Genomic DNA, 22,787 nt, shown 5'->3' on the forward strand with positions numbered 1-22,787 from the left:
ATAGATAGGGAGAGTTAGATGACAGATAACACTATTATTCGGTTTAATTCCGTTACTAAAAGATATGATAATGACCCGCCAGTTTTAAAGGATGTCAGCTTTGAAATTGAACGCGGGAAGTTCTATACCCTTTTAGGGCCATCGGGCTGCGGGAAAACGACCATATTGCGATTGATTGCCGGCTTTACTGAACCTTCTGAGGGGGACATTTATTTTAATGGAAGAATAATAAATAATGTTCCAGCCAACAAAAGGCAAGTAAATACTGTTTTTCAGGATTACGCTCTATTTCCGCATCTGAATGTGTATGAAAATATTGCATTCGGCTTAAAAATCAAAAAAATGAAGAAAGCGGATATTGAGAAGAAAGTTAAAGAAGCGTTAAAATTTGTGAACCTTGAAGGCTACGAAAATCGTGAAATTAAAGAAATGTCAGGGGGACAGCGACAGCGTGTTGCCATCGCGCGTGCGATTGTCAATGAACCAGAGGTTATTCTCCTGGATGAACCTTTGTCTGCACTTGATTTAAAGCTGCGGACCGAAATGCAATATGAACTGAGGGAACTGCAGAGAAATCTGGGCATTACGTTTATTTTTGTCACACATGACCAGGAAGAAGCTTTGGCCATGTCAGATGAAATTTTCGTGCTTAACAGCGGAAGCATCGAGCAAAGCGGAACTCCTACTGATATATATGACGAGCCGATTAATCGTTTTGTAGCAGATTTTATTGGGGAATCCAATATTGTTGCCGGAACGATGATCCAGGATTATCAGGTAAAGTTTGCCGGCAAATTATTTGAGTGTGTTGATGGCGGCTTTGAGCCAAATGAAGATGTTGAGATCGTCATCCGGCCTGAAGATCTGGCTATTACCGCACCGGAAGATGGGAAACTGAAAGTGAAAGTTGACTCACAGCTCTTTAGGGGAGTCCACTATGAGATCAGCTGCTATGACAGCGATGACAATGAGTGGCTGGTCCATTCAACCAAAAAGGCGACAGTCGGGGATCAAATTGGCCTTCATTTCGACCCCGAAGCAATACACGTCATGAGGCATGGGGAAACAGAAGAGGAATTTGATAAGCGTCTTGAAGCTTATGAAGAGGGAAGCCATGAGGACTAATTCCCGCAACTTTTATTTAATTCCTTATGTCCTGTGGATTGCCCTCTTTGTTGTAGCTCCATTGCTTCTTGTTCTGTATTATTCTTTTTTTGATATTGAAGGGCAATTCACTTTGGAGAATTATAGAAAGTTCTTTACACCCGTTTATTTAAAAATGACCCTAAGCTCCTTTTGGTATGCCTTTTTAATTACATTATTTTCATTGCTGATCGCTTATCCGACGGCCTATTTGCTTACTAAGACTAAACATAAGCAGCTGTGGCTCTTATTCATTATCCTGCCATCGTGGATTAATTTGCTTTTGAAAGCTTATGCTTTTCTGGGCATCTTTGGTACATATGGGGCAGCGAATGCTTTTTTGGATGCGATGGGAATAGGGGGCAGGCAAATTCTGTTCACTGATTTCAGCTTTATCTTTGTGTCGGTATATATCTTCCTTCCTTTTATGATTTTGCCGATATTTAATTCTTTGGATGAACTGAATCCAACCCTTCTTGATGCTTCCAATGATTTAGGCGGGTCTTCCTGGGTAACATTTAAACGTGTCATTTTTCCATTGACACTTGATGGGGTAAAAGCGGGATGCCAGATCGTCTTTATCCCTGCACTGTCTTTATTCATGCTGACAAGGCTGATTGCAGGAAACCGTGTCATCACTCTTGGAACAGCCATTGAACAGCATTTCCTTGTGACACAGGACTGGGGAATGGGCTCGACCATTGCTGTATTCCTGATTATCGCAATGGTAATCATTATGTTGCTGACAGGCCGAAGAAAGCGGGGGATCTTATAATGAAAAAGAACAGGAAATGGCCAGCGTTTTATTTGGCTTTTATTTTTATCATCCTGTACGCCCCGATTTTTTACTTGATATTTTATTCATTCAACAGCGGAGGGACCATGTATCAATTCGAAGGCTTCACCTTGGATTGGTATCGGGAGCTGTTTGCTGATAGCCGATTGCTCATCATTGTCCTTAATACCGTTATTATTGCCCTTTTATCTGCAGCTATTTCGACGATTATTGGAGTAGCTGGAGCACTTGCCATTGCCTATGCCAGAAAACGCAGAGTGAAAAACACGCTTCTTTCACTGAATAATGTGCTGATTGTCAGTCCGGATGTCATTATTGGAGCCTCGTTTTTGATTCTGTTTACAATGATCGGGCTTAAGCTTGGATTTGTATCTGTTTTGCTTGCACACATAGCATTTAGTGTTCCAATTGTCGTGCTGATGGTTTTGCCTAAAATAGAGGAAATGAGCTCATCCATGATTTATGCAGCCATGGATCTTGGGGCAAGCAGGCTTGATGTGCTCACTAAGGTCATTCTCCCTTATATTACTCCTGGAATTTTCGCTGGCTTTTTTATGGCCCTGACGTATTCCCTCGATGATTTTGCCGTAACTTTCTTTGTTACAGGCAACGGCTTTACCACTTTGTCTGTTGAGATTTATTCACTGGCAAGACGGGGAGTTTCTTTAAATATCAATGCTTTATCTGCTTTGCTTTTCCTATTTACAATCATTCTCGTTACTGGCTATTACTTTATTACGAAACGAAATGAGAAGCCGAATGGAATGGGGGTAAGGCAATGAAGAAGCTTGTTCAGGCGCTCGCTGCCGTTTTAATTGTTTCATTTGCCTTGTTGTACATCGTTTTAAGGCTGAATTCCTCCCAGGGCTACACAAGCGGCAATACTTTGACCATTTTTAACTGGGGCGACTATATAGATGCAGAGCTGGTGGAAAAGTTCGAACAGGAAACAGGCATAAAAGTCATCTATGAGACATTCGATTCCAATGAAGCGATGATGACGAAAATTGAACAGGGCGGCACAGCTTATGATATTGCTGTTCCATCTGAATATGCGATTGAAAAAATGAAAGAGGAAGACCTTTTATTGCCGGTCGACCATTCGAAAATTCCGAATCTGAAATATATAGATCAGCGTTTTATGGACCTGCCTTTTGATTCGGGGAACAAATATTCGATTCCCTATTTCTGGGGCACAGTTGGAATTCTTTATAACACGGATATTTTAGGAGATAAAAAAATCACAAGCTGGAATGATTTATGGGACCCTGAATTTAAGAATCAGATCCTGCTGATAGACGGGGCAAGGGAAGTAATGGGCATGGGTCTCAACAGTCTTCATTATTCCCTGAATGACAAAAATACAGACCATTTGATCGAAGCTAAAGAAAAGCTCGATCGTCTTACACCTAACATTAAAGCTATTGTGGGTGACGAAATCAGAATGCTGATGGAAAATGATGAAGCCGGCATTGGCGTGGTATGGTCAGGTACGGCACAGGAGCTTATGTGGGAGAAGGATAATCTGGAATATGTGCTTCCGAATGAAGGCTCCAATCTTTGGTTTGATAATATGGTCATCCCTAAGACTGCCAAAAATCCGGAAGCGGCCCACCAGTTCATGAATTTTATCCTTGACCCGGAAAATGCGGCACAAAATACAGAATACGTTGGATATTCAACGCCGAATAAAGAAGCACTGAAATATATGGACGAAGAAACAATCTCAGATGAACGATTCTATCCGGATGAAGAAATGACAGCCCGGCTGGAGGTATATGAGAATCTGGGAAAAAGGATGCTTGCTTATTATAATGAGCTTTTCCTTGAGTTTAAAATGCATTCAAAGTAATGTACTGCCAGGATTAATTCCTGGCAGTTTTTGCATTGGAACTGATTAAATGATTCAGGGAATACTAGCCAAAAGGAGGATGGAAAATGAAAATATTCTTCAGCATATATTTATTGATTTTTTCATTCGCAAGTATAGGAACTCACACAACTTCTGCCCCAGTAAAACCTGAATTGGCGATTGTCATTGATGATCTTGGAAACAACATGAAGGGAACAGCAGAAATGATGGAGCTTCCGGTGACCTTAACGGTTGCCATCATGCCTTTCATGCCAACGACAAAAGAAGATGCACAACTGGCAAGCAAAAATGGGCATGAAGTGATCGTTCATATGCCGATGGAGCCGAAAAGAGGAAAGAGGAGCTGGCTTGGGCCGGGGGCCATCACAACAGATTTAACCGATGAAGAAATCCGCCGCAGGGTGGAGAGTGCCATTAAAGAGGTGCCTCATGCGGTCGGGATGAATCACCATATGGGTTCAAGAGCCACTGAAAATGAGCGGGTCATGAGAATTGTCCTGGAAGTATGCAAAGAACACGGATTATTTTATCTCGACAGCAAAACAACCGGCAAAAGTGTAGTCGGGAAACTGGCGAATGAATTGGGTGTACCATATGTTGAAAACAATATTTTCTTTGATGATATCTACACTACTGCCCATATCACAAAACAGGCAGACAGACTCGCTGAAAAACTGGTGAAAAATGAACGCATCATCGCAATCGGCCATGTTGGCATCACAGGAACAAAGATGGTAAATGTGCTTAAAGAGTATATACCTGTTTATAAAAAGAAAGCAGAAATAGTGCCGCTGTCAGAACTGATTCCAGGCTATGAACTTATTGACGAAGGACCTTGAACTAAAGCTTAAGCTCCTGATCAGATGAACTTCCACTAAAAACCGCCACGTCCTGTGGCGAACGTTGAAGCCAGCACATCCTGTGCAAGTCCGACAGGCATATGACGAATCACGCAGGAAACCTTCCAAAGCAAGCTTTGGTCGGGCGATGTATCCGTTGACGAAGCGTTCCTTGTCCTAATTTCTGGAGTGATTTGGCTTATGACCCGAGGGGCTAGGCGCTGGAGATAGATGCAATCTTTCCACAGAGTGATTCACACTGTTCCATCCTATTAATAAAAGCTGCAAGCCTGGTGTGGTTTGCAGCTTTGTTCATGGTGTGTAATAAAACGGTGTAATGGTGAAATACGGTTTAAATCCTAAAAGGTGGCCGCCCACATTCCGGTCTGGTTAGTCCCGCAACGAAGCGATGTTAGAAGAGGTGGGCGACCGTGAATATAGTATATGCAGTGATGCAAAAAGGATGCAGCAAAACTTCCTTGAATACAGGAAGGTTTTGTATGATCTTGCTGCAAAAGTGCTGGAACATGAAATACTTTCTGAATAGAAGTATCCATTCTTTGCAAAATATAACATTGTCAGAACTGTAAAAAGTGGGGCAATGTTTTTTTGTGTTTTTCAATTACTCATGAATTAGTCCCGATTGTAAGGGGTATGTAAATAATAAATCAACAGGAAGGAGTGAATTGCATGCTTTGGACTATAGCAGGTATTCTGCTTGTATTATGGATACTCGGATTAATATTTAAAATAGCGGGAGGCATCATTCATATACTGCTTGTAATAGCAGCGATCATCATTGTTGTAAACTTTATAAGAGGCCGTGCATCCGGCAGGGGATAAATGAAAAAAGCCTTCAGTTTTTTGGAGGCTTTTTTCTGTGGTTTATTTTTAAGTTAATGTTTTGATTCATCACCTACCTGTGCTGTCGAGCATTAATTTTCGGCAGGATTCCCATTCAGTCATTTTGAGTTAACTCTCATTTATACGCTGACTTTCAGACCTGTTCTGGAATGAAGTCTGCCGGATCACTTCGGACGAGTAATATAGAGGCAGCGAAATAGTAAAGCAGGTTCCTATATTTTGTGTACTTTCTATTGCATATTTTCCTTTCAAACGATTGATGATGTCAAAAGATATCATTAATCCTAAGCCGGTTCCTTTCGTTTTTGTTGAGTAATAGGGCTGACCGAGCATTTGGAGTTTTTCTTTTGACATTCCGACACCTTCATCTTTAATTAGTATATCGGCTGTAGTATTTCTTTTGAATGCTGAAACCTCTAGAATACCGCCATCAGGCATTGCTTCTATACTATTTTTCATTAAGTTTATAAATAATTGCTTAATTTCATTTGGGTTACCAATGATAAAAATGCCTTCAAAAATACTTGTCCTTATTTCAACCTTTGTCATCAGTCCATATGGCCGCATAAAATCAGCCACTTCCAATAATACTCCGGAAAGAGAAACTTGACTGACAACAGGAGTTTCCGGGCGTGCAAGTGAGAGGAAATCACTAATAATATGATTGGTTCTGTCCAGTTCCTCCAAAGAAACTTTAATAAAGGACTTTTGATCTGCAGTCAGGTTTTTTTCATTTTTAAGCATTTGCAGAAAACCTCTTACAGTAGTCATTGGGTTTCTAATTTCATGGGCGACGGACGCAGCCAGCTGACTGATCGCATTGATTTTTTCCGCATCTCTCAGTTTTTGCATCATCATTTCCTGAAGCAGATTCATTTCAATTAAATAGATGATCATAGAAAGAGTCACAATAGAAACTGCTGAAAACAATAGCAAGTATACAGCGTCTTCTTTAATATCCTTTTGGAGGAAAATAACATACCTGGTTACCGTAATGGGAAGATAAAATAAAACAGCTATACTGAGTTTTTGTTTAAATGTACATTTTTTATAGAATTTTGAAGCATAGAAAAAGAGCACAGACATAATTGCGTAATTTACTAGCGCAATCGAAATATCTCCTGGTGAAAAAAAGCCCTTAAAAGTAATCAATACTAAAATAACCAGGAAGCCTGCAAGAGGCTTAATGTAAAAATAGGCGACAAAAACAGGAATAAATTTCAAGTCAAAAAACTGACCGCTTGCAATTTCCACCGGAAAAGTCATAGTCAGGAAAAGCGCTAAAAAAAGAACAGATAAAAGCGGGGCAGAAGTCTTCCAGCCATCCCCCCGATGTGAAGAGATTTTATGGATAAAAGGAATCATTATCATAATTAGAAAGTGAAAAATCAAGTCAGCTGTAAAATCATACAAAAGAACCATCCCTCCAACATGCAGGTATATTAGTAATTAAACAAAAGAGAGGAAGAATCCTTTATATGGGAACATTTATTTATTCTGACTCTATAGGAGATAACCATTTGTTTACATAACATTATTATGGATTAATTTTTGAATATTTACTAATGAACTGCATTTCCAATATAAAAACCGGCCTGCAGGGGGGCCGGTTTCTCATCATGCTATTACCATTTCAGACTTCAATTCTCCAACAATCTTCTGGACTTCACTGCCTTCCAGAGTTTCTTTTTCAAGAAGGGCCTCTACCAGTGTTTCAAATTGAGGGTGATGATTTGCAATGATCAATTCGCATCTTTCCAGTGCTTTCTGGAAAAGATCCTGCATTTTTGCTTCTTTTTGACCTTTGTTAAAGGTAAGCTCAAAGCCGTTATCAAGTAAACCGGTATCAACCATTTGCTCAATGATGTGCTTGGCTTGTTTAACATCACCGCTTACTCCAATGCTGTGCTCGCCAAGAATCATTCGTTCTGATACACCGCCTGCGAGAATCATGGCAACCTGATCAAGCAATTCACTTGTTGTCGATAAGTGAAGTTCTTTTTGTATTGGTGCTACATACCCAAGTGCTTCGCCGCGCGGAATGATGGTTGCTTTGCGGACGGATCCGGGTTTTGTTAAAGCAGCCACTAATGCATGGCCAGCTTCGTGTATGGCAACCCGCTGCTTTGTACCGTGATCCTGCAATGCCCGGGTGGTTGTTCCCAGAATGGTCCGGTCAAGCGCATAATCCAAATCTTCTTTTGAGATAATTTCCTGGCCGTTACGGACAGCTCTGCGGCTTGCCGTTTCAAAAAGGGAATGAAGATCTGCACCTGAGAATCCAGAGGTGCTTTCTGCTAAATCACCAAGTGTTGTCATGACATCCTCAGCCAGTAATCTATTTTTTGTGTGAATATTGATAATCTCTCTTCGGCCCTTTGTATCAGGAAGAGGGACATTGAAGGAGAAGTCAATCCGTCCCGGACGGAGGAATGCTTCATCAAGCATATCCTTCCTGTTTGTCGCTGCAATAAATAGTATTCCATCATTGGAATGGCCGCCGTCCAGCTGGACTAGCAGCTCAGTTAACGTCTTTTCGCTTTCTTCTCCGCCATGCTGCTTTCTTCTGCCTGCCAATGCATCTACTTCGTCAATGAAGACGACGGCAGGAGAATGCTTTCTTGCATTTTGGAAAAGGTTTCTTACTCGGGAAGCTCCCACACCAACGAACAACTCATTAAAACCGGAACCGCTGGTTGAGAAAAAAGTGGCTCCAAGTTCTTTAGCGATTGCCTGAGCCAGCAATGTTTTTCCTGTTCCAGGAGGCCCGTATAATAGAATTCCCTTCGGCGGCTTAATCCCCATTTTCAGAGAGCGCTCAGGTTCTTTTAATATAGAAAGAGTCTGCATGATTTCCTCTTTCATTTCTTCCTGAATTCCGCCAACATCTTCCAGTGAAATGGAAGGAAGGGCCTTTGGCTTAGATACACTTTGTTTCATGGTATTTGTAGCACCCATTCCGCCTTTTCCTGACTTAAACAGGTAAATGCCAATGGCTATAAACAAAAGGACTACACCGCCCAGAATCCAAGGGGTATAAGGTCCTGTGGTTGCGAACGTATATTGTATATTATAGGTTTCTACTAATTTATCAACCATCTCACTGTTGGGAGGCACATGGGAGATGTACTCGCCATCAGGGGCTGTGATCAGCAGTTTCCCATTTTTGTATTCCTGTACTGCAACAGTCTTTCCATCCTGGGAGGCAATAATTTTTTCCACAGAAGAAAACGGAACTGTCACATCCTTATTTCCTGCTTGTACGGTCCAAATAACCGCCGCCAAAATCACCGTGATCACCAATGCAATAGAAACAATCGTCGAAGGCTTCTTTAGACGTGATTTCAACTATTTCCCTCCTCATTGAACATACCTACATTATAAGGAAATAGTATTGTTAATAACAGGGTTTTACTTTTTTTAAACGTTGTAAATTATGGAAAAATAGTATAGTTTATAAGAAAGTGTGCTACAACAGCTATCAGATGGCATAAATATGTGAAAAAAATGTGACAAGCAGGGTGAAAACCTGGCATATAAATTAAAAAAGTTTTTTCAAAGAATCCTTTTCACAATGTTTCATTTCATATATACTAAAATCGGATAATTCAATAACGTGCCACAAGGGGAGCATTTTGCTGAGAGTGAACAGTTCGCTGTTCTGACCCTTTGAACCTGTTAGATAATGCTAGCGCAGGAATGTGGAATAAAAGGCGGAAGGAGATTTTCTGCCTGCTTGTTCTCCCTTGGGGTATCGTCAACGATTAAAGGGGGATTTTTTTATGAAAAAATTAAGCTTAACTGCGATGATTGAAGCTTCATTTTTTGCAGCATTTGCCATCATTCTGGATTTTCTGCCATCAATCAAGCTGTCACCGTCTATTTCCATTTCCGCCGCGATGATTCCGATCTTTATTTTGGCTTTCAGGTGGGGTTTTAAGGTAAGCTTCATCGCAGGCCTCTTATGGGGAATTTTGCAGATTTCCATGGGAGATGCCTGGATCGCCACTCCGCTTCAGGCATTTATTGAGTACTTTGTCGCATTTGCCTGTATTGGTTTTGCCGGTTTGTTTTTCCGGCCAATTCAAAGTCAGCTGCACAGGGGAAACAAGAACAAAGCATTGGGCTGGATAGTTTTAGCTGTGTTTGCCGGAAGCCTTGCCAGGTATTTCTGGCATTTCATAGCAGGTGTATTTTTCTTTGGAAGCTATGCGCCAGAAGGGATGTCGCCTGTATTATTCTCCTTCATGGCAAATGGCGCAACAATGCTTGGTGCTGCTATTCTTTGTTCCATTTTAGCAGCATTAATTATTTCTTCGGCACCTAGATTAATCATGAGAAAATCAGATGAAATTATTCAATCGCAAAAACATGCTTCCTGATTATAATCTGCCTCTTTGAATATATTTCAAAGAGGTTTTTTTCATATCTTAGGAAACTCCTTATGAAAAATGGGTATATTACTCAAAAAGGGGAGTGATTGTTTGTCAAACACATTGCAGGGTAACATCATAACAGGTGTCTTTGATGCAGAAACCAGTGCCTTTGAGATCCAAAAGGTTAAAAGTTTCACTACCCAGTCGATTCTCAACAAAAATCAATGTGAAAATTTGTATAACTATTTATCCATCCATGAGGAAGATGAGGGAGGACAAATTATTACACTGTACGATCAAATGCCGTTAATGCTGACCAGGCAGGAAATATGCAGTTTAAAGAAAGATTTGGAGAACATTAAAAAACTATATCAGTAGAAAATCGCTTTGCATCTTGCAAGGCTTTTTTTCTTGCCAAATTAAATTTGACAAATTTGTGACAAAAAGTTTGACAAATTTGTGAACATAGTTAGAATATTAAATAAAAGGGGATGAAAAACATGACATTAAAACAGCAAAAGGTTCTTCACTTTTTTAGGAATGTTACAGCAGCAGGTATACTTTTAGGATTAATTGTCTTTATTTCCAGCTTTTTTGTAAGCGGTATCACGGGTGAGTATGTTTTATCAATCGGCTTAAGCATTATGGTATCATCCATGCTAATTTTTGGATTTGGATTTTTTATCAATGTAATGGAAGAAATGACAAAGGGAAGCAAGGGAATCAGACAATACAAATAAAACCGGCCTCCAATAGGGAGACCGGTTTTTTGTATTATTTGGTTCATCGGTTGGACATGGCGCTTCTGCTTATCTTTAATTAATGAGCAGCGTGCCCAGAAGTCAGAACCCAAATTGAACCCACTACAATAACGATAACCATAAATACGGCATAAATCATATTTACCAAGTTCGTTTTGCCGTCTTCGCCTTCTCTTAAGTGCATGAACATGAAAAGCTGCATGCCTGCCTGAATGACAGCCAGTGAGCCGATGATCCACATGATAACTTTAAAAGAGAGGTTCGTTTTTAAGGCAATACCTGCTGCTGCAAATGTCAGCACAAGGGAAACAACAAATCCAATGACATGGCTTATCGGGAAGCTTTTTGATTGATGATGTTCCATTTAAGCCACCAGTCCTTTCAAATACACGAATGTGAAAATAAAGATCCAGACTACATCAAGGAAGTGCCAGTAAAGGCCGATAATAAATGTTTTTCTTGCTGTAGTAGGGGTAAGGCCTCTTTTTAAAAGCTGGATAATGACCATAGTTGCCCAGCCAATACCCAATGTAACGTGGGCTCCGTGTGTACCCAGCAAGACAAATAAGCTGGAAAGGAACGCACTTGTCTGCATCGTTGCGCCTTCATGGGCATAATGGATAAATTCATTAATCTCCATGAATAGGAATCCTGCGCCAAGAGCAAGGGTAATCACCAGCCAGGTAATTAGCCCTTTCAGGTTATGCCGGCGCATTTCAAAAATGGCGATGCCCATTGTAAAGCTGCTTGTCAAAAGGAGGACTGTCTGAATCATGACATCCTTGATCACAAAAATGTCTTTATGTGTTGGACCTCCTGCAAAGCGTTCATATAATACACCATATACTCCAAACAGAGTGGCAAATAGAACGATTTCAGCGCCAAGGAAAACCCAGAAGCCAAGAATATTCATCCGATCCTGTTCAGTTTGATATTCAAGGGGCAAGGAAGTATCCACTTTAGCTGACATGATCATGCACCTCTCCTTCTGTTTTTCTCCAGGCATTTTCAATTCTGTGAATTTCATCTTTTTTAACATGGAAGCCTTCATTGTAATCGAATGAACGGATGATCAAACCAGCAAAAATGCCGATGGCAGCTACAGCTGCAGCAATGTGCCATTCAAATACAAGGAGGAAGCCTGCGATGCCGAAGATGACACCCATATAAATCGGAAGCCAGGAATTGCTTGGCATATGAATCTCTTCAATTTCACTGTCATATAACGTTAAGCCTTCATTCTTTTTCTTCATGTGCCAGAAAGGATCAAGGGATTTAACCTCCGGCAGCTTTGCAAAGTTATAGAATTGAACTGGTGAAGCAGTAGACCATTCCAATGTTCTTGCATCCCATGGGTCGCTTGAGATGTTTCTGTCAGCATAGCGGATGCTCCAGTAAATGTTGTAGCAGAATACCGCGAACCCTGCTGCCAGAATGATCGAACCAATTGCCGATAGCATGAAGAGTGGTGCAAATCCTGATTCCGCAGAGTATGTGTATGCACGTCTCACAGCTCCGTTTAATCCAAGGAAGAACATAGGCATGAATGTTACGTTAAAACCAATAACAAAGAGCCAGAAATGCCATTTTCCGATTTTTTCATTCAGCATGAAACCGAACATTTTTGGCCACCAGTAGTACAGACCTGCAAATACGGCAAATACTACACCTGGAATTAATACATAGTGGAAGTGGGCAACAAGGAATAATGTATTGTGATACTGATAATCCGCTGCACCCATTGCAAGCATTACACCTGTAACCCCGCCTATAACAAAGCATGGGACGAATGCCAGTGCCCAAAGCATGGCGGAAGTAATTTTTATGCGGCCTTTACGCATCGTAAACAGCCAGTTGAACATCTTAACTCCGGTCGGTATGGCTATCGCCATCGTCGTGATGGAGAAGAAAGAGTTAACTGCAGGGCCTGATCCCATTGTGTAGAAATGGTGAACCCATACAACCATACTTAAAAGGGCAATTCCAAGGATGGAAAATACCATTGATTTATATCCAAACAAAGATTTTCTTGAGAATGTTGCAATAACTTCTGAGAAAATCCCGAAAGCAGGAAGGGCAACAATGTAAACCTCAGGATGTCCCCATAGCCAAAACAGGTTAGCCCAAAGCATATCCATTCCTCCGCCTGACACTGTAAAGAAGTGTGTTCCATACAGACGGTCGAATGTCATCAACGCCAATGCAACTGTGAAAATTGGGAAAGCAGCCACAATCAGAATGGATGTTACAAAGGTAGTCCATGTGAACATCGGCATTTTCATCAGTGTCATGCCTTTTGTTCTCATTTTCAAAATCGTGACGATAAAGTTTATACCTGTCATTAGAGTACCGATACCAGCAATTTGCAGTGCGACTGCGTAAAAGTTGTTGCCGATTCCCGGGCTGAATTCCTTGCCTGCAAGAGGGAAGTAAGATGTCCAGCCTGCATCAGGCGATCCTCCGATTACGAAGGAAATATTAAATAGCATAGCTCCGCTGAAAAACAGCCAGAAGCTTAGAGCATTCAGCTGTGGAAAAGCAACGTCACGCGCACCGATCTGCAGCGGAATGACAACGTTCATTAAACCAATTAAGAACGGCATAGCCATGAAAAGAATCATAATAACGCCGTGTGTTGTAAAGATTTCATTATAGTGCTGGGAATTCAAAAACTCCATTTCAGGTCTCGCTGTCTGAGCTTTCATCAGCAAGCCGTCCATTCCGCCGCGGAAAAACATCAATACTGCGGAGATGATATACATGATACCGATTTTTTTATGATCAACTGTAGTCAGCCATTCTGTCCAAAGGTATTTCCACTTTTTTAAGTAAGTGATGCCAGCGACTGCACCAATCATCGTTAACAATATAGCAATCTGTGAACCTAGTATAAGGGGGTCCCCAGTAATAAAAAACTCATCCCATTTAATGCCCATGATGGTCACCTCCATGGTTTTCTTGACTATCATGGCTTTCTTCTTCGCCATGACCTTCGATTACGTTTGGATTCTCATTTTTATAATTGTCATCTTCTTCGAAGGTTTTACCTTGATATCCATGCCCTCTGTAGAGCTCAGGATTTGTATAAGCCTTCGAATTTGGATCAGCATGATTGACCCATTCTAAATGAGTATTGGAATATGTCAGTCTTCCTAAATGAGTAGGCTTCAGCAGCCCTTCATACTCATCTTCCGTTAGCTTGGGAGCTGTATCCTTAACGTCGTCAACCCATTGGTCAAAATCTTCCTGGGTTTGTGCAAGCACTTCAAATTTCATATCCGCATATCCACGGCCGTTAAAGTTCGTGTTCTGGCCTTCATAAGATCCAGGGCTGTCTGCAACAAGATACAATTCTGTTTCCATTTTTGGCATGGTATACTTTTGTCCGCCAAGAGCTGGCACCCAGAAAGATTGCATGGTGCTTGCAGATGTCATCTTAAAGAGAACTGGCGTATCTTCCGGTATATTTACATAGTTCACTGTCTCAATGCCTTCTTCAGGATAGCTGAAGATCCATTTCCAGTCTGCAGATGTTACATGTATTGTAATAGGTTCTTTTTCTTCATAGCCCTTTGGTGTTTCTTCCAGAGCATAAAGAGTTTTTACTGTCGGGATTGTCAGGGCAATGACAATTAATATCGGAATCCCGGTCCAGATAATTTCAAGGAGTGTACTGCCATGCTCCTCCGGGGGTTCATAATCTTTATTTTCAGGTCGTTCCCTGTATTTCCAGACAATGTAGCCGAATAATCCAAATACAACTGCAACGACAAGAAGCATCCAGATCAGGGACCAGTTAATTAATTCGGTTATGCTTCTTGCAACGGGGCCCTGAGGTTCAAATACAACCATATTACAGCCGCTGAGAACCATTAAGGGCAATAGAGCTGTTAAAGAGAGCAGCATTTTCTTCATCTGATGTTTCATCTCCTTTTTGACAAAAACTATTGTTAAATAATTCACAAATAATGTGCGGGTTTTCACAAAGATGCCAAAAAAATATATAGCTGATAAACATAAACATCCTTAAAACCTTTATTTAACTTAGTTATCACTGTGTAAATGATATTAACATAAGCAAATATGAAAAGTTGTGACAAAAGTGAGAAGGAAATAAATGTAAGGTGTTAGAGTGGCTGATAATTTTGCACAAATAGCATTATTGCAGGGTTTTGGCCATCAAAACAACTTTTGAACAAATTTTGAACTTTATTGCGACACCCTAATTACTCTCTTTGTTGAAAAATACTGAATAGTACAGTAACATGGACTAAAAATAGAGAAGGACAGGGTGAGGGTATGATTGATTTAAGAAGTGATACAGTTACAAAGCCAACTGAAGAAATGAGGAAAGCTGCTTATGAAGCAGCAGTTGGGGATGACGTATACGGAGAGGATCCATCAATCAATAAGTTGGAAGAGACCGCTGCTGAGGTGCTTGGTAAGGAGGCAGCTCTGTTTGTAACGAGCGGCACTCAGGGAAACCAGATTGCCATCTTAACACACTGCCGACCGGGCAATGAAATCATTCTTGAAGCAGAAAGCCATATTTTTTATTATGAAAGCGGTGCTTCTTCAGCTTTTGCCGGAGTCCAGACAAGGACGCTAAATGGGACACGAGGTGCAATGAATCCATCAGAAGTGGAGTATGCCATTAGGGGAGAAGATCAGCATTATCCGGAAACTGGATTGATTTGTCTGGAAAATACTCACAATAGAGCTGGCGGTGCCGTAATACCTATTGATAATATGAAAGAAATATACAGCATTGCAAAAAGGAATAATATTCCATTACATATTGATGGGGCAAGACTGTTTAATGCAGCCGCAGCCTTAAATCTGCCGGCTTCTGACTTGGCTGAACACTGCGACACAGTGCAAGTATGTCTCTCAAAGGGGCTCGGAGCTCCAGTTGGTTCCATTCTTGCAGGCAGCAGGGAGTTTATTGCTGCAGCAAGAAAATGGCGCAAAAGATTAGGCGGGGGACTCCGCCAGGCTGGGATCATAGCAGCCCCGGGAATTGTTGCATTAACGAATATGAGAGAGCGTTTAGCCGAGGATCATGAAAATGCTCAACTTCTTGCTCAGCAGCTTGGGCAAATCAAAGGGATAGAAATCGTAAATCAAGTGGATACAAATATCATTGTGGCTGATGTAAAAAAACTTAAAATGAATTCATCGGAGTTTGTTGAAAGGTTAAAAGCTGAAGGCGTGCTTTCAGGAACTTTTGGACCCTCTTATGTGCGTTTTGTTACTCACTATGATGTTACTAAAAACCAGCTTGAAGATGCAATTAATGCCATACAGAGAGTTTCTGTTCAAATCTCATAATAAAATGTAAAAACGCATGTTTCCCTTAAACATGCGTTTTTCTGTTTCAAATTATTCTTTGCATCGGAACAGCATTGTAATGCTGTGAATGAAAATGACTTTGATGCCAAATGCTGTGATAAGGATAGCCTTGATGAATTGGCTGCCACCAGGGCCCATACTGCATCTGAGGATATCCATAATAATGTGCTCCATTTATGCCTGTAATTATATATTGCCTCAAAGATATTCCTCCTTATTTATCTTTATCAATAAGATATGCCAAACAATGTTTACGTTCTCTCTCGATGACTTCTCTATTTTTCCACCCATACTTTATGAATGTCTCCATATGATAAGAAAGTTATAAAACACTTTCTAAAGGAGAATTGAAAAATGAACTTAAAGAAAAATGTTCTGCCAGGTCTCTTCCTGATTCTCATGCTCACGGCATGTAATAATAACACAGAGCAGGGAATGCACTCCGGGGCATTGACAGGTGAAGATCTCCAGGAAATAAGCAATGCAAATAATGTGAATGTGGATAGAGAAAGACGGGGAGCAGCTCCTCTGGAATTGCAGCGTGTAAATAATGGCTATCTAACTATTGACCCGAATTCTTATAGTACAGCAACACCAAGTCAGGAATTTCCACACAGCCAATTAACAGATGATGGCGGAATGCCCTTATTCCAATTCGGAGAAGACCAGCAGCAAGAACAGGGTATGACACCCCAGCAGCCTGAAAGCCGCCAATTTGCGCAGCCAGATCAGCAGGAAGGCGGACAACAGCAGCCGAAATCAGCAGTGCCTCAAGAAGATAGCGATAGAGGACAGGCACCTGCAGCTCAAAATGATGAAATTAACAACTTTGAATCGAAAGTAATTGAATTAACAAATGCAGAACGTCAGAAAAATGGCCTAAATGCATTAAAATCAGATAATCCGCTAAGTAATGTGGCACAAGCGAAATCAAATGATATGCAGCAGAAAAATTACTTTTCTCATACAAGCCCAACTTTTGGGTCGCCATTTGACATGATGAGGGATTTTGGGGTCAATTACAGCAGCGCTGGCGAAAATATTGCCATGGGACAGCAGACTCCTGAACAAGTTGTTCAAGCATGGATGGAAAGTGAAGGGCATCGGAAAAATATATTAAACAGCACTTTCACACATATTGGTGTTGGATATACTGAAAATGGCTCCTATTGGACACAAATGTTTATAGCAAAATAAAAAGGAAATCGGCACATTAGCCGATTTCCTTTTTATTAATTAAAGGTTCAAGCTTATTTTTTATTTCATCAAGCAATTCATGAATGGTCACTTCGTTATCTGTTTGCCCTTTATCAAGGGCAGATTCCAATAGCTTCGCAAAATCACTAAAGTTAGTTTTCATAATAGCCACCTTCAAACAGCAATGTATTTATGACACTATTCCCTGTTGCGATTTTTTAAAACATTATATACTATCTATTTTCCGGAGTAGACGTGACGAATAATGAACAGCCATTCAATCTTGTTTTTTGAATTTATGTTTAGGTCCAAAAAAAGTCGGGTAATAAATACTGATAAAATTTCTCATCTGCCCCCATACCAGTCTAGTGCATAGCGAATAGTATAGCAGGAAAGAGAATATAGATTCATTTATTAAATCAGGAGGTCTGGTTATGAGATTGGTGCAAATGGATATTGATCAGCTATTGGAATCCACATCGGAAATTGCCGAAGAAGATCTTGGCTATATGATCAGACATGTAGAAATTGATCATTTATTAGAACGAACCCAGGATTGGTAATATATATGGAAACTCCCCGCAGTCAGGAACTGAGGGGAGTTTTTATGCTGAAGACTTATTTTCTTGAAAGTGATTCTTAAGTCGAAGAGATTTTTTAGAAGATAATACAACGCCCAATGCGACAATTCCTCCGCCGATTATCTGATACAAATACAATTTTTCCTCCGTAAAACACAATGAGAATATGATAGCGAAAACAGGAAGAAGATTCAGAAAAACGCCTGCTTTGGCAGCTCCTATTAAGGAAACTCCAAAATTCCAGGATAGAAAAGCCATAATTGAAGCCAGGAAACCAACATACAGCAAGATTCCTGCGGAAGTTAAGGATAAGACAGGCTCTTCTTCCATTACAGAATATTCAATCAAGCTTAATGGCGCCAATAGTAATATGCCGAGAAATGATGATGCATAAAAAGAAGATAGTACAGGCAATACGCCTGAATATTTTTTGCCAATGACCGAATACAATGCCCACATAATGACTGCAGCCAAAACGTATAAATCTCCCGCATTTATTTTCCATGAAAGAAACACTTCAATCGATCCCTTTGAAATAATGAATAAAATTCCCAAGACTGACAGGAGAATTCCAGCTCCCTGGTGGGCTAGAAGCTTTTCTCTTAAAATAAATATGGCCAGAATGGCGATAAAAAGTGGTGTTGTGCTGTTTACCACTGATGCATTAATGGAAGTGGTGTATTGCAGGGCAAAATAAATGATTGTATTGTAACCGGCAACACCAGTCATTGCCAAAAGCAAAATGATCCGCTTATGTTGCCAAATAATGTGCCAATCTTTTTTTAGCTGCTTGACCATAAAAGGGGTTAAAAGCAAGAATGCAATAATCCATCTTAATAGGGAAAAGAGGATTGGAGGAAAATAATCGACACCAATTCTCCCAATAACAAAATTACCGCCCCAAATCATGTTCGCTAAAATCAGCATTAAAAAACCGTACCTTTTGTTTGTCTCTCCCAGCAATTGAGAAAACCTTCTTCCTGCACTGTAATAAATTACATTTTACCTTTACCGCCAGGAAAATTCATTAATTTCAGAAATTTAATAAATAATAATTTGTAACTATTGGAAGATTTAACCCGTCAACTTACTTAAAAAGGGGTGTCTTTCATGAAGAAAAAATGGCTTTTTCTAGGCGGAGTCACAATGATTATTATTATTTTGGCGTCTTTTTCATTCCTTAACAGATTAAAAATTGTCGGTAATCTGGCAGAAAATAATGAAGAAGTTATAGTTCTAAATAATAAAGTATGGGAAATTACGTTTTCAAAAAAACTTAATCCAGATAGTGTTAACAGCCGCTCGGTTTATATTTTAAATGAGAAGGGGGAAAAAGAGCAGGTTAAAATCTCTCTGGAAAATACTAATAAATCCATTGAAATTCAGCCCCCTTCTAAAGGTTATAATTTAAATTCTCCACATTATACCTTGGTCCTGACAAAGGATATCAAAACAAAGGGCGGGCAAAATTTGAATCAATCAGTAAAAACTGCTTTCAAAGTTATAAATACTCTGCCGGCAATCGGCTCAAGAAAAAAATTGAACAATTACTTTTCAAAAATGTCCAATGAAGACAGGACTGTCCTTGCTGGAAGGGATATGGCAGTGAGTGAGGAGAACAGCAGTGAAAAGAGCTCATCAGATTCTGCAGGTGCAGACTATTCCGGGACAAATATTCAAGTAGCGGGTATAGATGAAGCTGATGTGGTAAAAACGGATGGCACGCATATTTACAAAATCACTGATAATAAAGTCCAGATTATTAAGGCCATGCCTGCTGATAAAATGAAGATGGATTCTGTATTAACATTTAATCAAGCCTTCTCTCCCTATCAGTTATTTATAGAAGGGAATCAATTAATAGTTGTGGGCCACAGCTATATAGATACTCCTGATCATATTGGAAAAGCGGCTTCAGAAAAAAAGATTGCACCTGCATTTCATTCCACAAAAACGATTGTATTCAATATCGAAAATAAACAAAAACCGGTACAAATTAGAGAGGCAGACATCGAAGGAAGTTTGCTTGCTTCCAGGCTAATGGATGGAAAGGTATATTTTATTACAAGTTATTATCCTGAATATTGGATTCTGGAAAGAAATAAAAATGCAGATCTGCGTCCTCGTTATTTTGATACTGCCAAGAGCAGTGAGCAGCAGATCGTTGATTATAATGAGATAAAATATTTTCCTGGTTCCCAAAACGCAAACTATATTAATATAGCTGTATTGAATGTAAGATCAAGCAGAGAGCCACTATCTATCACAAGCTACTTAGGCAGCGGAAACGAATTCTATATGTCCCATAATAATCTATATTTATCAGCCGTCAGCTACAGCAATGAAATCATCGCAGACAGACAGATGCCCCAGCCGGATACGAGCATCTATAAGTTCAAGATAAAAGATGGAAAAGTAGAGTTCCAGGCATCAGCTGAAATAGAAGGCACCGTTTTAAATCAATTTTCAATGGATGAGTATAATGAAAACTTCAGAGTGGTAACAACCAGGGGTGAAGCCCGGGACGAAAGAACCCCTTCATCCAACAGCCTTTATATACTGGATAAGAATTTAAAACAGATTGGACAGCTTGAAGACCTGGCTAGAGGGGAACGGATTTATTCTGCAAGGTTTATGAATGACCGAATTTATATGGTTACTTTTAAGGAAACTGACCCGCTCTTTGTCATTGATGGATCAGATCCGAAAAAACCTTCTGTACTGGGTGAATTAAAAATTCCCGGCTTTAGCAATTACCTGCACCCATTGGATGAAAACCATCTGATAGGCTTCGGGTATGATACGAAGATAACAGGAGGCAAAGGTACAGGCAGCCAGCCTGTTATTACTACGGACGGTGTTAAAATATCATTATTCGATGTAAGCAATACAAATAAGCCCGTGGAAAAAGATACCGAAATAATAGGAGGACGCGGAACATATTCACCATTAAATTACGATCACAAAGCTCTGCTCATTCATAAAAAGAAGAATCTATATGGATTTCCCATTTCGATTTACCAGAATAAAGAAGGAAGCCAGTTTGAATCCACATTCGACTTCCAGGGTGCGTTAGTATACAAAATTACTGCCCAAAGTGGAATCGAGCTTCAAAGTAAAATTACCCATCAGACAGAAAATGCAATCTATGAAGAATGGGAAGAGACAATAGAAAGGCTTATTTATATCGGTGATCACATTTATAGCATTTCTCCTAAAAAAGTTGATGCCTACCATATTGATGGATTCAAAAAAGCAGGAGAGCTCGAGTTAAATTAATTTATAGGAACCGGCCTCTTTTCTGGCTGGTTCTTTTTCTTAATGTGCCTGTAAAACAGTATGATGGAAATTAATTTCCATATCTTTGAATGAAAATGCTGAATGAAGGCAAATATAAAGCTGATAGTATATAAATATAATTTTACTAACGGCTGGTGAGAATATGAACGGCAGCAGTATTCCTAAATTAATTTCGTCTGAAATGGCATTGCTCTGGAATACCTATGTAGCAGATACTGCAGCAGTCTGCTGCATAAGGCACTATATAAAAACAAATAAAGATCCAGATGTCCTGCCAGTATTGAAATACGCGCTTTCCATCGCCAAGGATCACATAGACGACATTGCCTCGCTCTTTAAAAAAGAAGAATTTCCAATACCTGATGGATTTAATGAAAAAGACCTGCACAATGACACTCCTAAATTATTTTCGGACGTAACCTATTTAAGATTCATGCATCATTTGGGAAGAACCGGATTGAGTGCCTATTCACTTGCTAAATCAGTTTCTGCAAGAAAAGACGTTCGCAGCATGTTTAAAAAATACTATGAACAAACAGAAAAACTTTTTGATATGGCAGCTGAGGCTATGCAAGATAAGGGAATTTTCATTCGATCACCATACATAGAATATCCCAAGAAAGTTAAGTATGTATCAGACCATCGTTTTCTGGGCGGGATTGTAGGCAAAAGGAGGCAGCTGCTGGCCATCGAAATTGCCCATCTGGGTACAAATATCGAGTTATCCAATATTGCCAAAACCATGCTTTTGGCTTTCAGCCAGGTAGCTAAACAAAAAGATATAAGCGATTATTTTAAAAAAGGCTATGAAATGAGCCTGGAGCATGTCGAATATTTTCTCAATGTCTTAAAAAATGACGATGTAGCCTATCCAAGCACATGGGATGGTTCCATTACAGACTCAACCATTTCACCTTTTTCGGATAGATTAATGATGTTTCTAATCGCCAGCATAACGGCGGTCGGCGTAATGGACTTTGGTATAGCTATCGGTGCAAGCATCAGAAAAGACCTGGCTATTCAGTATGCTAAAATGATGATCAAAGTCGGTGATTTTGCAGATGATGGAGCAAAGATTATGATTGACAACGGCTGGCTTGAAAATCCGCCTCAATCACTTGATAGAGAAGAGCTCAGGAATAAATAGCTAGAGCACCTTTTTATAGGTGCTTTATTTTTTTTAATATGAATGCAAACCAAAATTTGGGGTAATAGGTTACTAGCATAGAAGAATTACAAAAGGAGATGAACACATATGAGTAAATGGATTCTTGCTTTTACCGCCTGCATACTGATGACAGCATGCAGTACAGAGGAAGAAAATAAGGAAGAAGCAGCGAATGATTCAACCAATAGCCAGGAATATAATGATGCTACGAATACAGAAGGTGAAGAAAAGCCGCTGTCAGTAGCTGAATTGGATGATCGTATTGATGAGGGCATGAATATTGATACTTACTCGGCCGAAGTTCAATCATGGGCGGAAAAAGGGCAGCTTGAAATGGAAGACACTGTTATCGTCGAAGATGAAAACACCTCATCTGCTGATATCCTTCAGCTTGCGGATGGATTTCTCGGAGTAGCTTATGATGAAAAAGAGGTGACAGAAGTTAAGATGTTCCAGTCGGTAGAACATGCAAAAGAATATTTTGAATCGCTATAACTGGAAAATCGCTTGGACTGGATGTTTAAAACTATATACTTA

Annotated in this window: 24 protein-coding genes and 1 riboswitch; of the genes, 15 read left to right on the forward strand and 9 right to left on the reverse strand. The window is 40.0% G+C overall.

The annotated features are described in order from the left end of the window. Positions 1 to 18: 18 nt before the first annotated feature. The 6 genes from ACEQ1T_RS09475 (at position 19) to ACEQ1T_RS09500 (ending at position 5,494) form a co-directional block, all read left to right on the forward strand. On the forward strand, positions 19 to 1,125 hold the full coding sequence (locus ACEQ1T_RS09475; protein ID WP_370222658.1) for an ABC transporter ATP-binding protein: 1,107 nt from the start codon (positions 19 to 21) through the stop codon (positions 1,123 to 1,125). Then, positions 1,115 to 1,918 (forward strand): ABC transporter permease, encoded by an 804-nt coding sequence (locus ACEQ1T_RS09480; protein ID WP_206839698.1) that lies wholly within the window; start codon positions 1,115 to 1,117, stop codon positions 1,916 to 1,918. Before ACEQ1T_RS09475 ends, ACEQ1T_RS09480 begins: the two co-directional genes overlap by 11 nt. Continuing rightward, a complete protein-coding gene (locus tag ACEQ1T_RS09485; protein WP_370222660.1) occupies positions 1,918 to 2,721 on the forward strand; it encodes an ABC transporter permease in 804 nt (267 codons plus the stop codon). Before ACEQ1T_RS09480 ends, ACEQ1T_RS09485 begins: the two co-directional genes overlap by 1 nt. Beyond that, on the forward strand, positions 2,718 to 3,791 hold the full coding sequence (locus ACEQ1T_RS09490; RefSeq protein WP_206839700.1) for a PotD/PotF family extracellular solute-binding protein: 1,074 nt from the start codon (positions 2,718 to 2,720) through the stop codon (positions 3,789 to 3,791). The genes ACEQ1T_RS09485 and ACEQ1T_RS09490 overlap by 4 nt, the downstream gene beginning before the upstream one ends. Before the next feature lie 86 nt (positions 3,792 to 3,877). Beyond that, positions 3,878 to 4,651, forward strand: a complete 774-nt coding sequence (locus ACEQ1T_RS09495) for a divergent polysaccharide deacetylase family protein (protein ID WP_206839701.1) — start codon at positions 3,878 to 3,880, stop codon at positions 4,649 to 4,651. A 690-nt stretch (positions 4,652 to 5,341) separates the two neighbouring features. Next, on the forward strand, positions 5,342 to 5,494 hold the full coding sequence (locus ACEQ1T_RS09500) for a lmo0937 family membrane protein (protein ID WP_206839702.1): 153 nt from the start codon (positions 5,342 to 5,344) through the stop codon (positions 5,492 to 5,494). A 129-nt stretch (positions 5,495 to 5,623) separates the two neighbouring features. On the opposite strand, the gene ACEQ1T_RS09505 is transcribed toward ACEQ1T_RS09500, so the two are convergent. Next, on the reverse strand, positions 5,624 to 6,928 hold the full coding sequence (locus ACEQ1T_RS09505; protein ID WP_370222663.1) for an ATP-binding protein: 1,305 nt from the start codon (positions 6,926 to 6,928) through the stop codon (positions 5,624 to 5,626). A gap of 204 nt (positions 6,929 to 7,132) precedes the next feature. Then, a complete protein-coding gene (locus ACEQ1T_RS09510) occupies positions 7,133 to 8,863 on the reverse strand; it encodes an AAA family ATPase (protein ID WP_370222665.1) in 1,731 nt (576 codons plus the stop codon). Positions 8,864 to 9,129: 266 nt separating this feature from the next. Continuing rightward, positions 9,130 to 9,232, forward strand: a riboswitch (TPP riboswitch). 65 nt (positions 9,233 to 9,297) lie between these two features. On the opposite strand from ACEQ1T_RS09510, the gene thiT reads away from it, so the two are divergent. From thiT to ACEQ1T_RS09525, 3 genes are all read left to right on the forward strand, one after another. Further along, on the forward strand, positions 9,298 to 9,897 hold the full coding sequence (thiT, locus tag ACEQ1T_RS09515) for an energy-coupled thiamine transporter ThiT (protein WP_370222667.1): 600 nt from the start codon (positions 9,298 to 9,300) through the stop codon (positions 9,895 to 9,897). Positions 9,898 to 9,999: 102 nt separating this feature from the next. Then, positions 10,000 to 10,269, forward strand: a complete 270-nt coding sequence (locus ACEQ1T_RS09520; protein WP_206839709.1) for a hypothetical protein — start codon at positions 10,000 to 10,002, stop codon at positions 10,267 to 10,269. Between the two features lie 122 nt (positions 10,270 to 10,391). Continuing rightward, on the forward strand, positions 10,392 to 10,631 hold the full coding sequence (locus ACEQ1T_RS09525; RefSeq protein ID WP_206839711.1) for a hypothetical protein: 240 nt from the start codon (positions 10,392 to 10,394) through the stop codon (positions 10,629 to 10,631). A 79-nt stretch (positions 10,632 to 10,710) separates the two neighbouring features. Here the strand turns inward: ACEQ1T_RS09525 and qoxD are convergent, their stop codons facing one another. Genes qoxD through qoxA form a run of 4 tightly spaced genes read right to left on the reverse strand, consistent with a single transcriptional unit; the run spans position 10,711 to position 14,567 of the window. Continuing rightward, positions 10,711 to 11,016: a cytochrome aa3 quinol oxidase subunit IV gene (qoxD, locus tag ACEQ1T_RS09530; protein WP_019379818.1), complete on the reverse strand. Its 306-nt coding sequence runs from the start codon at positions 11,014 to 11,016 to the stop codon at positions 10,711 to 10,713. Beyond that, on the reverse strand, positions 11,017 to 11,622 hold the full coding sequence (gene qoxC, locus ACEQ1T_RS09535) for a cytochrome aa3 quinol oxidase subunit III (protein ID WP_009334518.1): 606 nt from the start codon (positions 11,620 to 11,622) through the stop codon (positions 11,017 to 11,019). Continuing rightward, positions 11,612 to 13,588, reverse strand: a complete 1,977-nt coding sequence (gene qoxB, locus ACEQ1T_RS09540; protein WP_206839713.1) for a cytochrome aa3 quinol oxidase subunit I — start codon at positions 13,586 to 13,588, stop codon at positions 11,612 to 11,614. The genes qoxC and qoxB overlap by 11 nt, the downstream gene beginning before the upstream one ends. Further along, on the reverse strand, positions 13,578 to 14,567 hold the full coding sequence (gene qoxA / locus ACEQ1T_RS09545; RefSeq protein ID WP_370222669.1) for a cytochrome aa3 quinol oxidase subunit II: 990 nt from the start codon (positions 14,565 to 14,567) through the stop codon (positions 13,578 to 13,580). The genes qoxB and qoxA overlap by 11 nt, the downstream gene beginning before the upstream one ends. A gap of 384 nt (positions 14,568 to 14,951) precedes the next feature. Between qoxA and ltaE the strand changes: the two genes are divergently transcribed. Further along, a complete protein-coding gene (ltaE, locus tag ACEQ1T_RS09550) occupies positions 14,952 to 15,983 on the forward strand; it encodes a low-specificity L-threonine aldolase (RefSeq protein WP_206839715.1) in 1,032 nt (343 codons plus the stop codon). A gap of 51 nt (positions 15,984 to 16,034) precedes the next feature. On the opposite strand, the gene ACEQ1T_RS09555 is transcribed toward ltaE, so the two are convergent. After that, the gene (locus tag ACEQ1T_RS09555; RefSeq protein ID WP_372530243.1) at positions 16,035 to 16,163 is read right to left on the reverse strand and encodes a hypothetical protein; all 129 of its coding nucleotides are present in this window, start codon (positions 16,161 to 16,163) and stop codon (positions 16,035 to 16,037) included. A gap of 195 nt (positions 16,164 to 16,358) precedes the next feature. Here ACEQ1T_RS09555 and ACEQ1T_RS09560 point away from each other — a divergent pair, with 195 nt between their 5' ends. Then, on the forward strand, positions 16,359 to 17,201 hold the full coding sequence (locus ACEQ1T_RS09560; RefSeq protein ID WP_244671164.1) for a CAP domain-containing protein: 843 nt from the start codon (positions 16,359 to 16,361) through the stop codon (positions 17,199 to 17,201). A 16-nt stretch (positions 17,202 to 17,217) separates the two neighbouring features. Here the strand turns inward: ACEQ1T_RS09560 and ACEQ1T_RS09565 are convergent, their stop codons facing one another. Beyond that, entirely contained in the window at positions 17,218 to 17,364 is a 147-nt protein-coding gene (locus tag ACEQ1T_RS09565; RefSeq protein WP_370222671.1) for a hypothetical protein, read from the reverse strand. A gap of 271 nt (positions 17,365 to 17,635) precedes the next feature. On the opposite strand from ACEQ1T_RS09565, the gene ACEQ1T_RS09570 reads away from it, so the two are divergent. Continuing rightward, a complete protein-coding gene (locus ACEQ1T_RS09570) occupies positions 17,636 to 17,764 on the forward strand; it encodes a hypothetical protein (protein WP_258549796.1) in 129 nt (42 codons plus the stop codon). 42 nt (positions 17,765 to 17,806) lie between these two features. Here ACEQ1T_RS09570 and ACEQ1T_RS09575 read toward each other — a convergent pair whose 3' ends face one another. Then, positions 17,807 to 18,745, reverse strand: a complete 939-nt coding sequence (locus ACEQ1T_RS09575) for a DMT family transporter (RefSeq protein ID WP_370222672.1) — start codon at positions 18,743 to 18,745, stop codon at positions 17,807 to 17,809. A gap of 147 nt (positions 18,746 to 18,892) precedes the next feature. Between ACEQ1T_RS09575 and ACEQ1T_RS09580 the strand changes: the two genes are divergently transcribed. The 3 genes from ACEQ1T_RS09580 to ACEQ1T_RS09590 all read left to right on the forward strand — a co-directional run bounded on the left by ACEQ1T_RS09580 (position 18,893) and on the right by ACEQ1T_RS09590 (position 22,745). Next, a complete protein-coding gene (locus ACEQ1T_RS09580; protein ID WP_370222673.1) occupies positions 18,893 to 21,061 on the forward strand; it encodes a beta-propeller domain-containing protein in 2,169 nt (722 codons plus the stop codon). Between the two features lie 163 nt (positions 21,062 to 21,224). Then, positions 21,225 to 22,229 (forward strand): DUF3231 family protein, encoded by a 1,005-nt coding sequence (locus tag ACEQ1T_RS09585; protein WP_370222674.1) that lies wholly within the window; start codon positions 21,225 to 21,227, stop codon positions 22,227 to 22,229. A gap of 108 nt (positions 22,230 to 22,337) precedes the next feature. Then, positions 22,338 to 22,745, forward strand: coding sequence for a hypothetical protein (locus ACEQ1T_RS09590; RefSeq protein ID WP_370222676.1), 408 nt, complete (start codon positions 22,338 to 22,340; stop codon positions 22,743 to 22,745). The last annotated feature ends 42 nt before the right edge of the window (positions 22,746 to 22,787 follow it).

The organism is Cytobacillus sp. (assembly GCF_964223445.1).
Taxonomy (GTDB): Bacteria; Bacillota; Bacilli; order Bacillales; family Cytobacillaceae; genus Cytobacillus.

What these genes read in the sequence shown, in the direction of transcription:
- ACEQ1T_RS09475 (WP_370222658.1), top strand. Translation starts at nt 19, where the DNA reads ATGACAGATAACACTATTATTCGGTTTAATTCCGTTACTAAAAGATAT.
- ACEQ1T_RS09480 (WP_206839698.1), top strand. Translation starts at nt 1,115, where the DNA reads ATGAGGACTAATTCCCGCAACTTTTATTTAATTCCTTATGTCCTGTGG.
- ACEQ1T_RS09485 (WP_370222660.1), top strand. Translation starts at nt 1,918, where the DNA reads ATGAAAAAGAACAGGAAATGGCCAGCGTTTTATTTGGCTTTTATTTTT.
- ACEQ1T_RS09490 (WP_206839700.1), top strand. Translation starts at nt 2,718, where the DNA reads ATGAAGAAGCTTGTTCAGGCGCTCGCTGCCGTTTTAATTGTTTCATTT.
- ACEQ1T_RS09495 (WP_206839701.1), top strand. Translation starts at nt 3,878, where the DNA reads ATGAAAATATTCTTCAGCATATATTTATTGATTTTTTCATTCGCAAGT.
- ACEQ1T_RS09500 (WP_206839702.1), top strand. Translation starts at nt 5,342, where the DNA reads ATGCTTTGGACTATAGCAGGTATTCTGCTTGTATTATGGATACTCGGA.
- thiT (WP_370222667.1), top strand. Translation starts at nt 9,298, where the DNA reads ATGAAAAAATTAAGCTTAACTGCGATGATTGAAGCTTCATTTTTTGCA.
- ACEQ1T_RS09525 (WP_206839711.1), top strand. Translation starts at nt 10,392, where the DNA reads ATGACATTAAAACAGCAAAAGGTTCTTCACTTTTTTAGGAATGTTACA.
- qoxD (WP_019379818.1), bottom strand. Translation starts at nt 11,016, where the DNA reads ATGGAACATCATCAATCAAAAAGCTTCCCGATAAGCCATGTCATTGGA.
- qoxC (WP_009334518.1), bottom strand. Translation starts at nt 11,622, where the DNA reads ATGTCAGCTAAAGTGGATACTTCCTTGCCCCTTGAATATCAAACTGAA.
- qoxB (WP_206839713.1), bottom strand. Translation starts at nt 13,588, where the DNA reads ATGGGCATTAAATGGGATGAGTTTTTTATTACTGGGGACCCCCTTATA.
- qoxA (WP_370222669.1), bottom strand. Translation starts at nt 14,567, where the DNA reads ATGAAGAAAATGCTGCTCTCTTTAACAGCTCTATTGCCCTTAATGGTT.
- ltaE (WP_206839715.1), top strand. Translation starts at nt 14,952, where the DNA reads ATGATTGATTTAAGAAGTGATACAGTTACAAAGCCAACTGAAGAAATG.
- ACEQ1T_RS09555 (WP_372530243.1), bottom strand. Translation starts at nt 16,163, where the DNA reads ATGGATATCCTCAGATGCAGTATGGGCCCTGGTGGCAGCCAATTCATC.
- ACEQ1T_RS09560 (WP_244671164.1), top strand. Translation starts at nt 16,359, where the DNA reads ATGAACTTAAAGAAAAATGTTCTGCCAGGTCTCTTCCTGATTCTCATG.
- ACEQ1T_RS09565 (WP_370222671.1), bottom strand. Translation starts at nt 17,364, where the DNA reads ATGAAAACTAACTTTAGTGATTTTGCGAAGCTATTGGAATCTGCCCTT.
- ACEQ1T_RS09570 (WP_258549796.1), top strand. Translation starts at nt 17,636, where the DNA reads ATGAGATTGGTGCAAATGGATATTGATCAGCTATTGGAATCCACATCG.
- ACEQ1T_RS09580 (WP_370222673.1), top strand. Translation starts at nt 18,893, where the DNA reads ATGAAGAAAAAATGGCTTTTTCTAGGCGGAGTCACAATGATTATTATT.
- ACEQ1T_RS09585 (WP_370222674.1), top strand. Translation starts at nt 21,225, where the DNA reads ATGAACGGCAGCAGTATTCCTAAATTAATTTCGTCTGAAATGGCATTG.
- ACEQ1T_RS09590 (WP_370222676.1), top strand. Translation starts at nt 22,338, where the DNA reads ATGAGTAAATGGATTCTTGCTTTTACCGCCTGCATACTGATGACAGCA.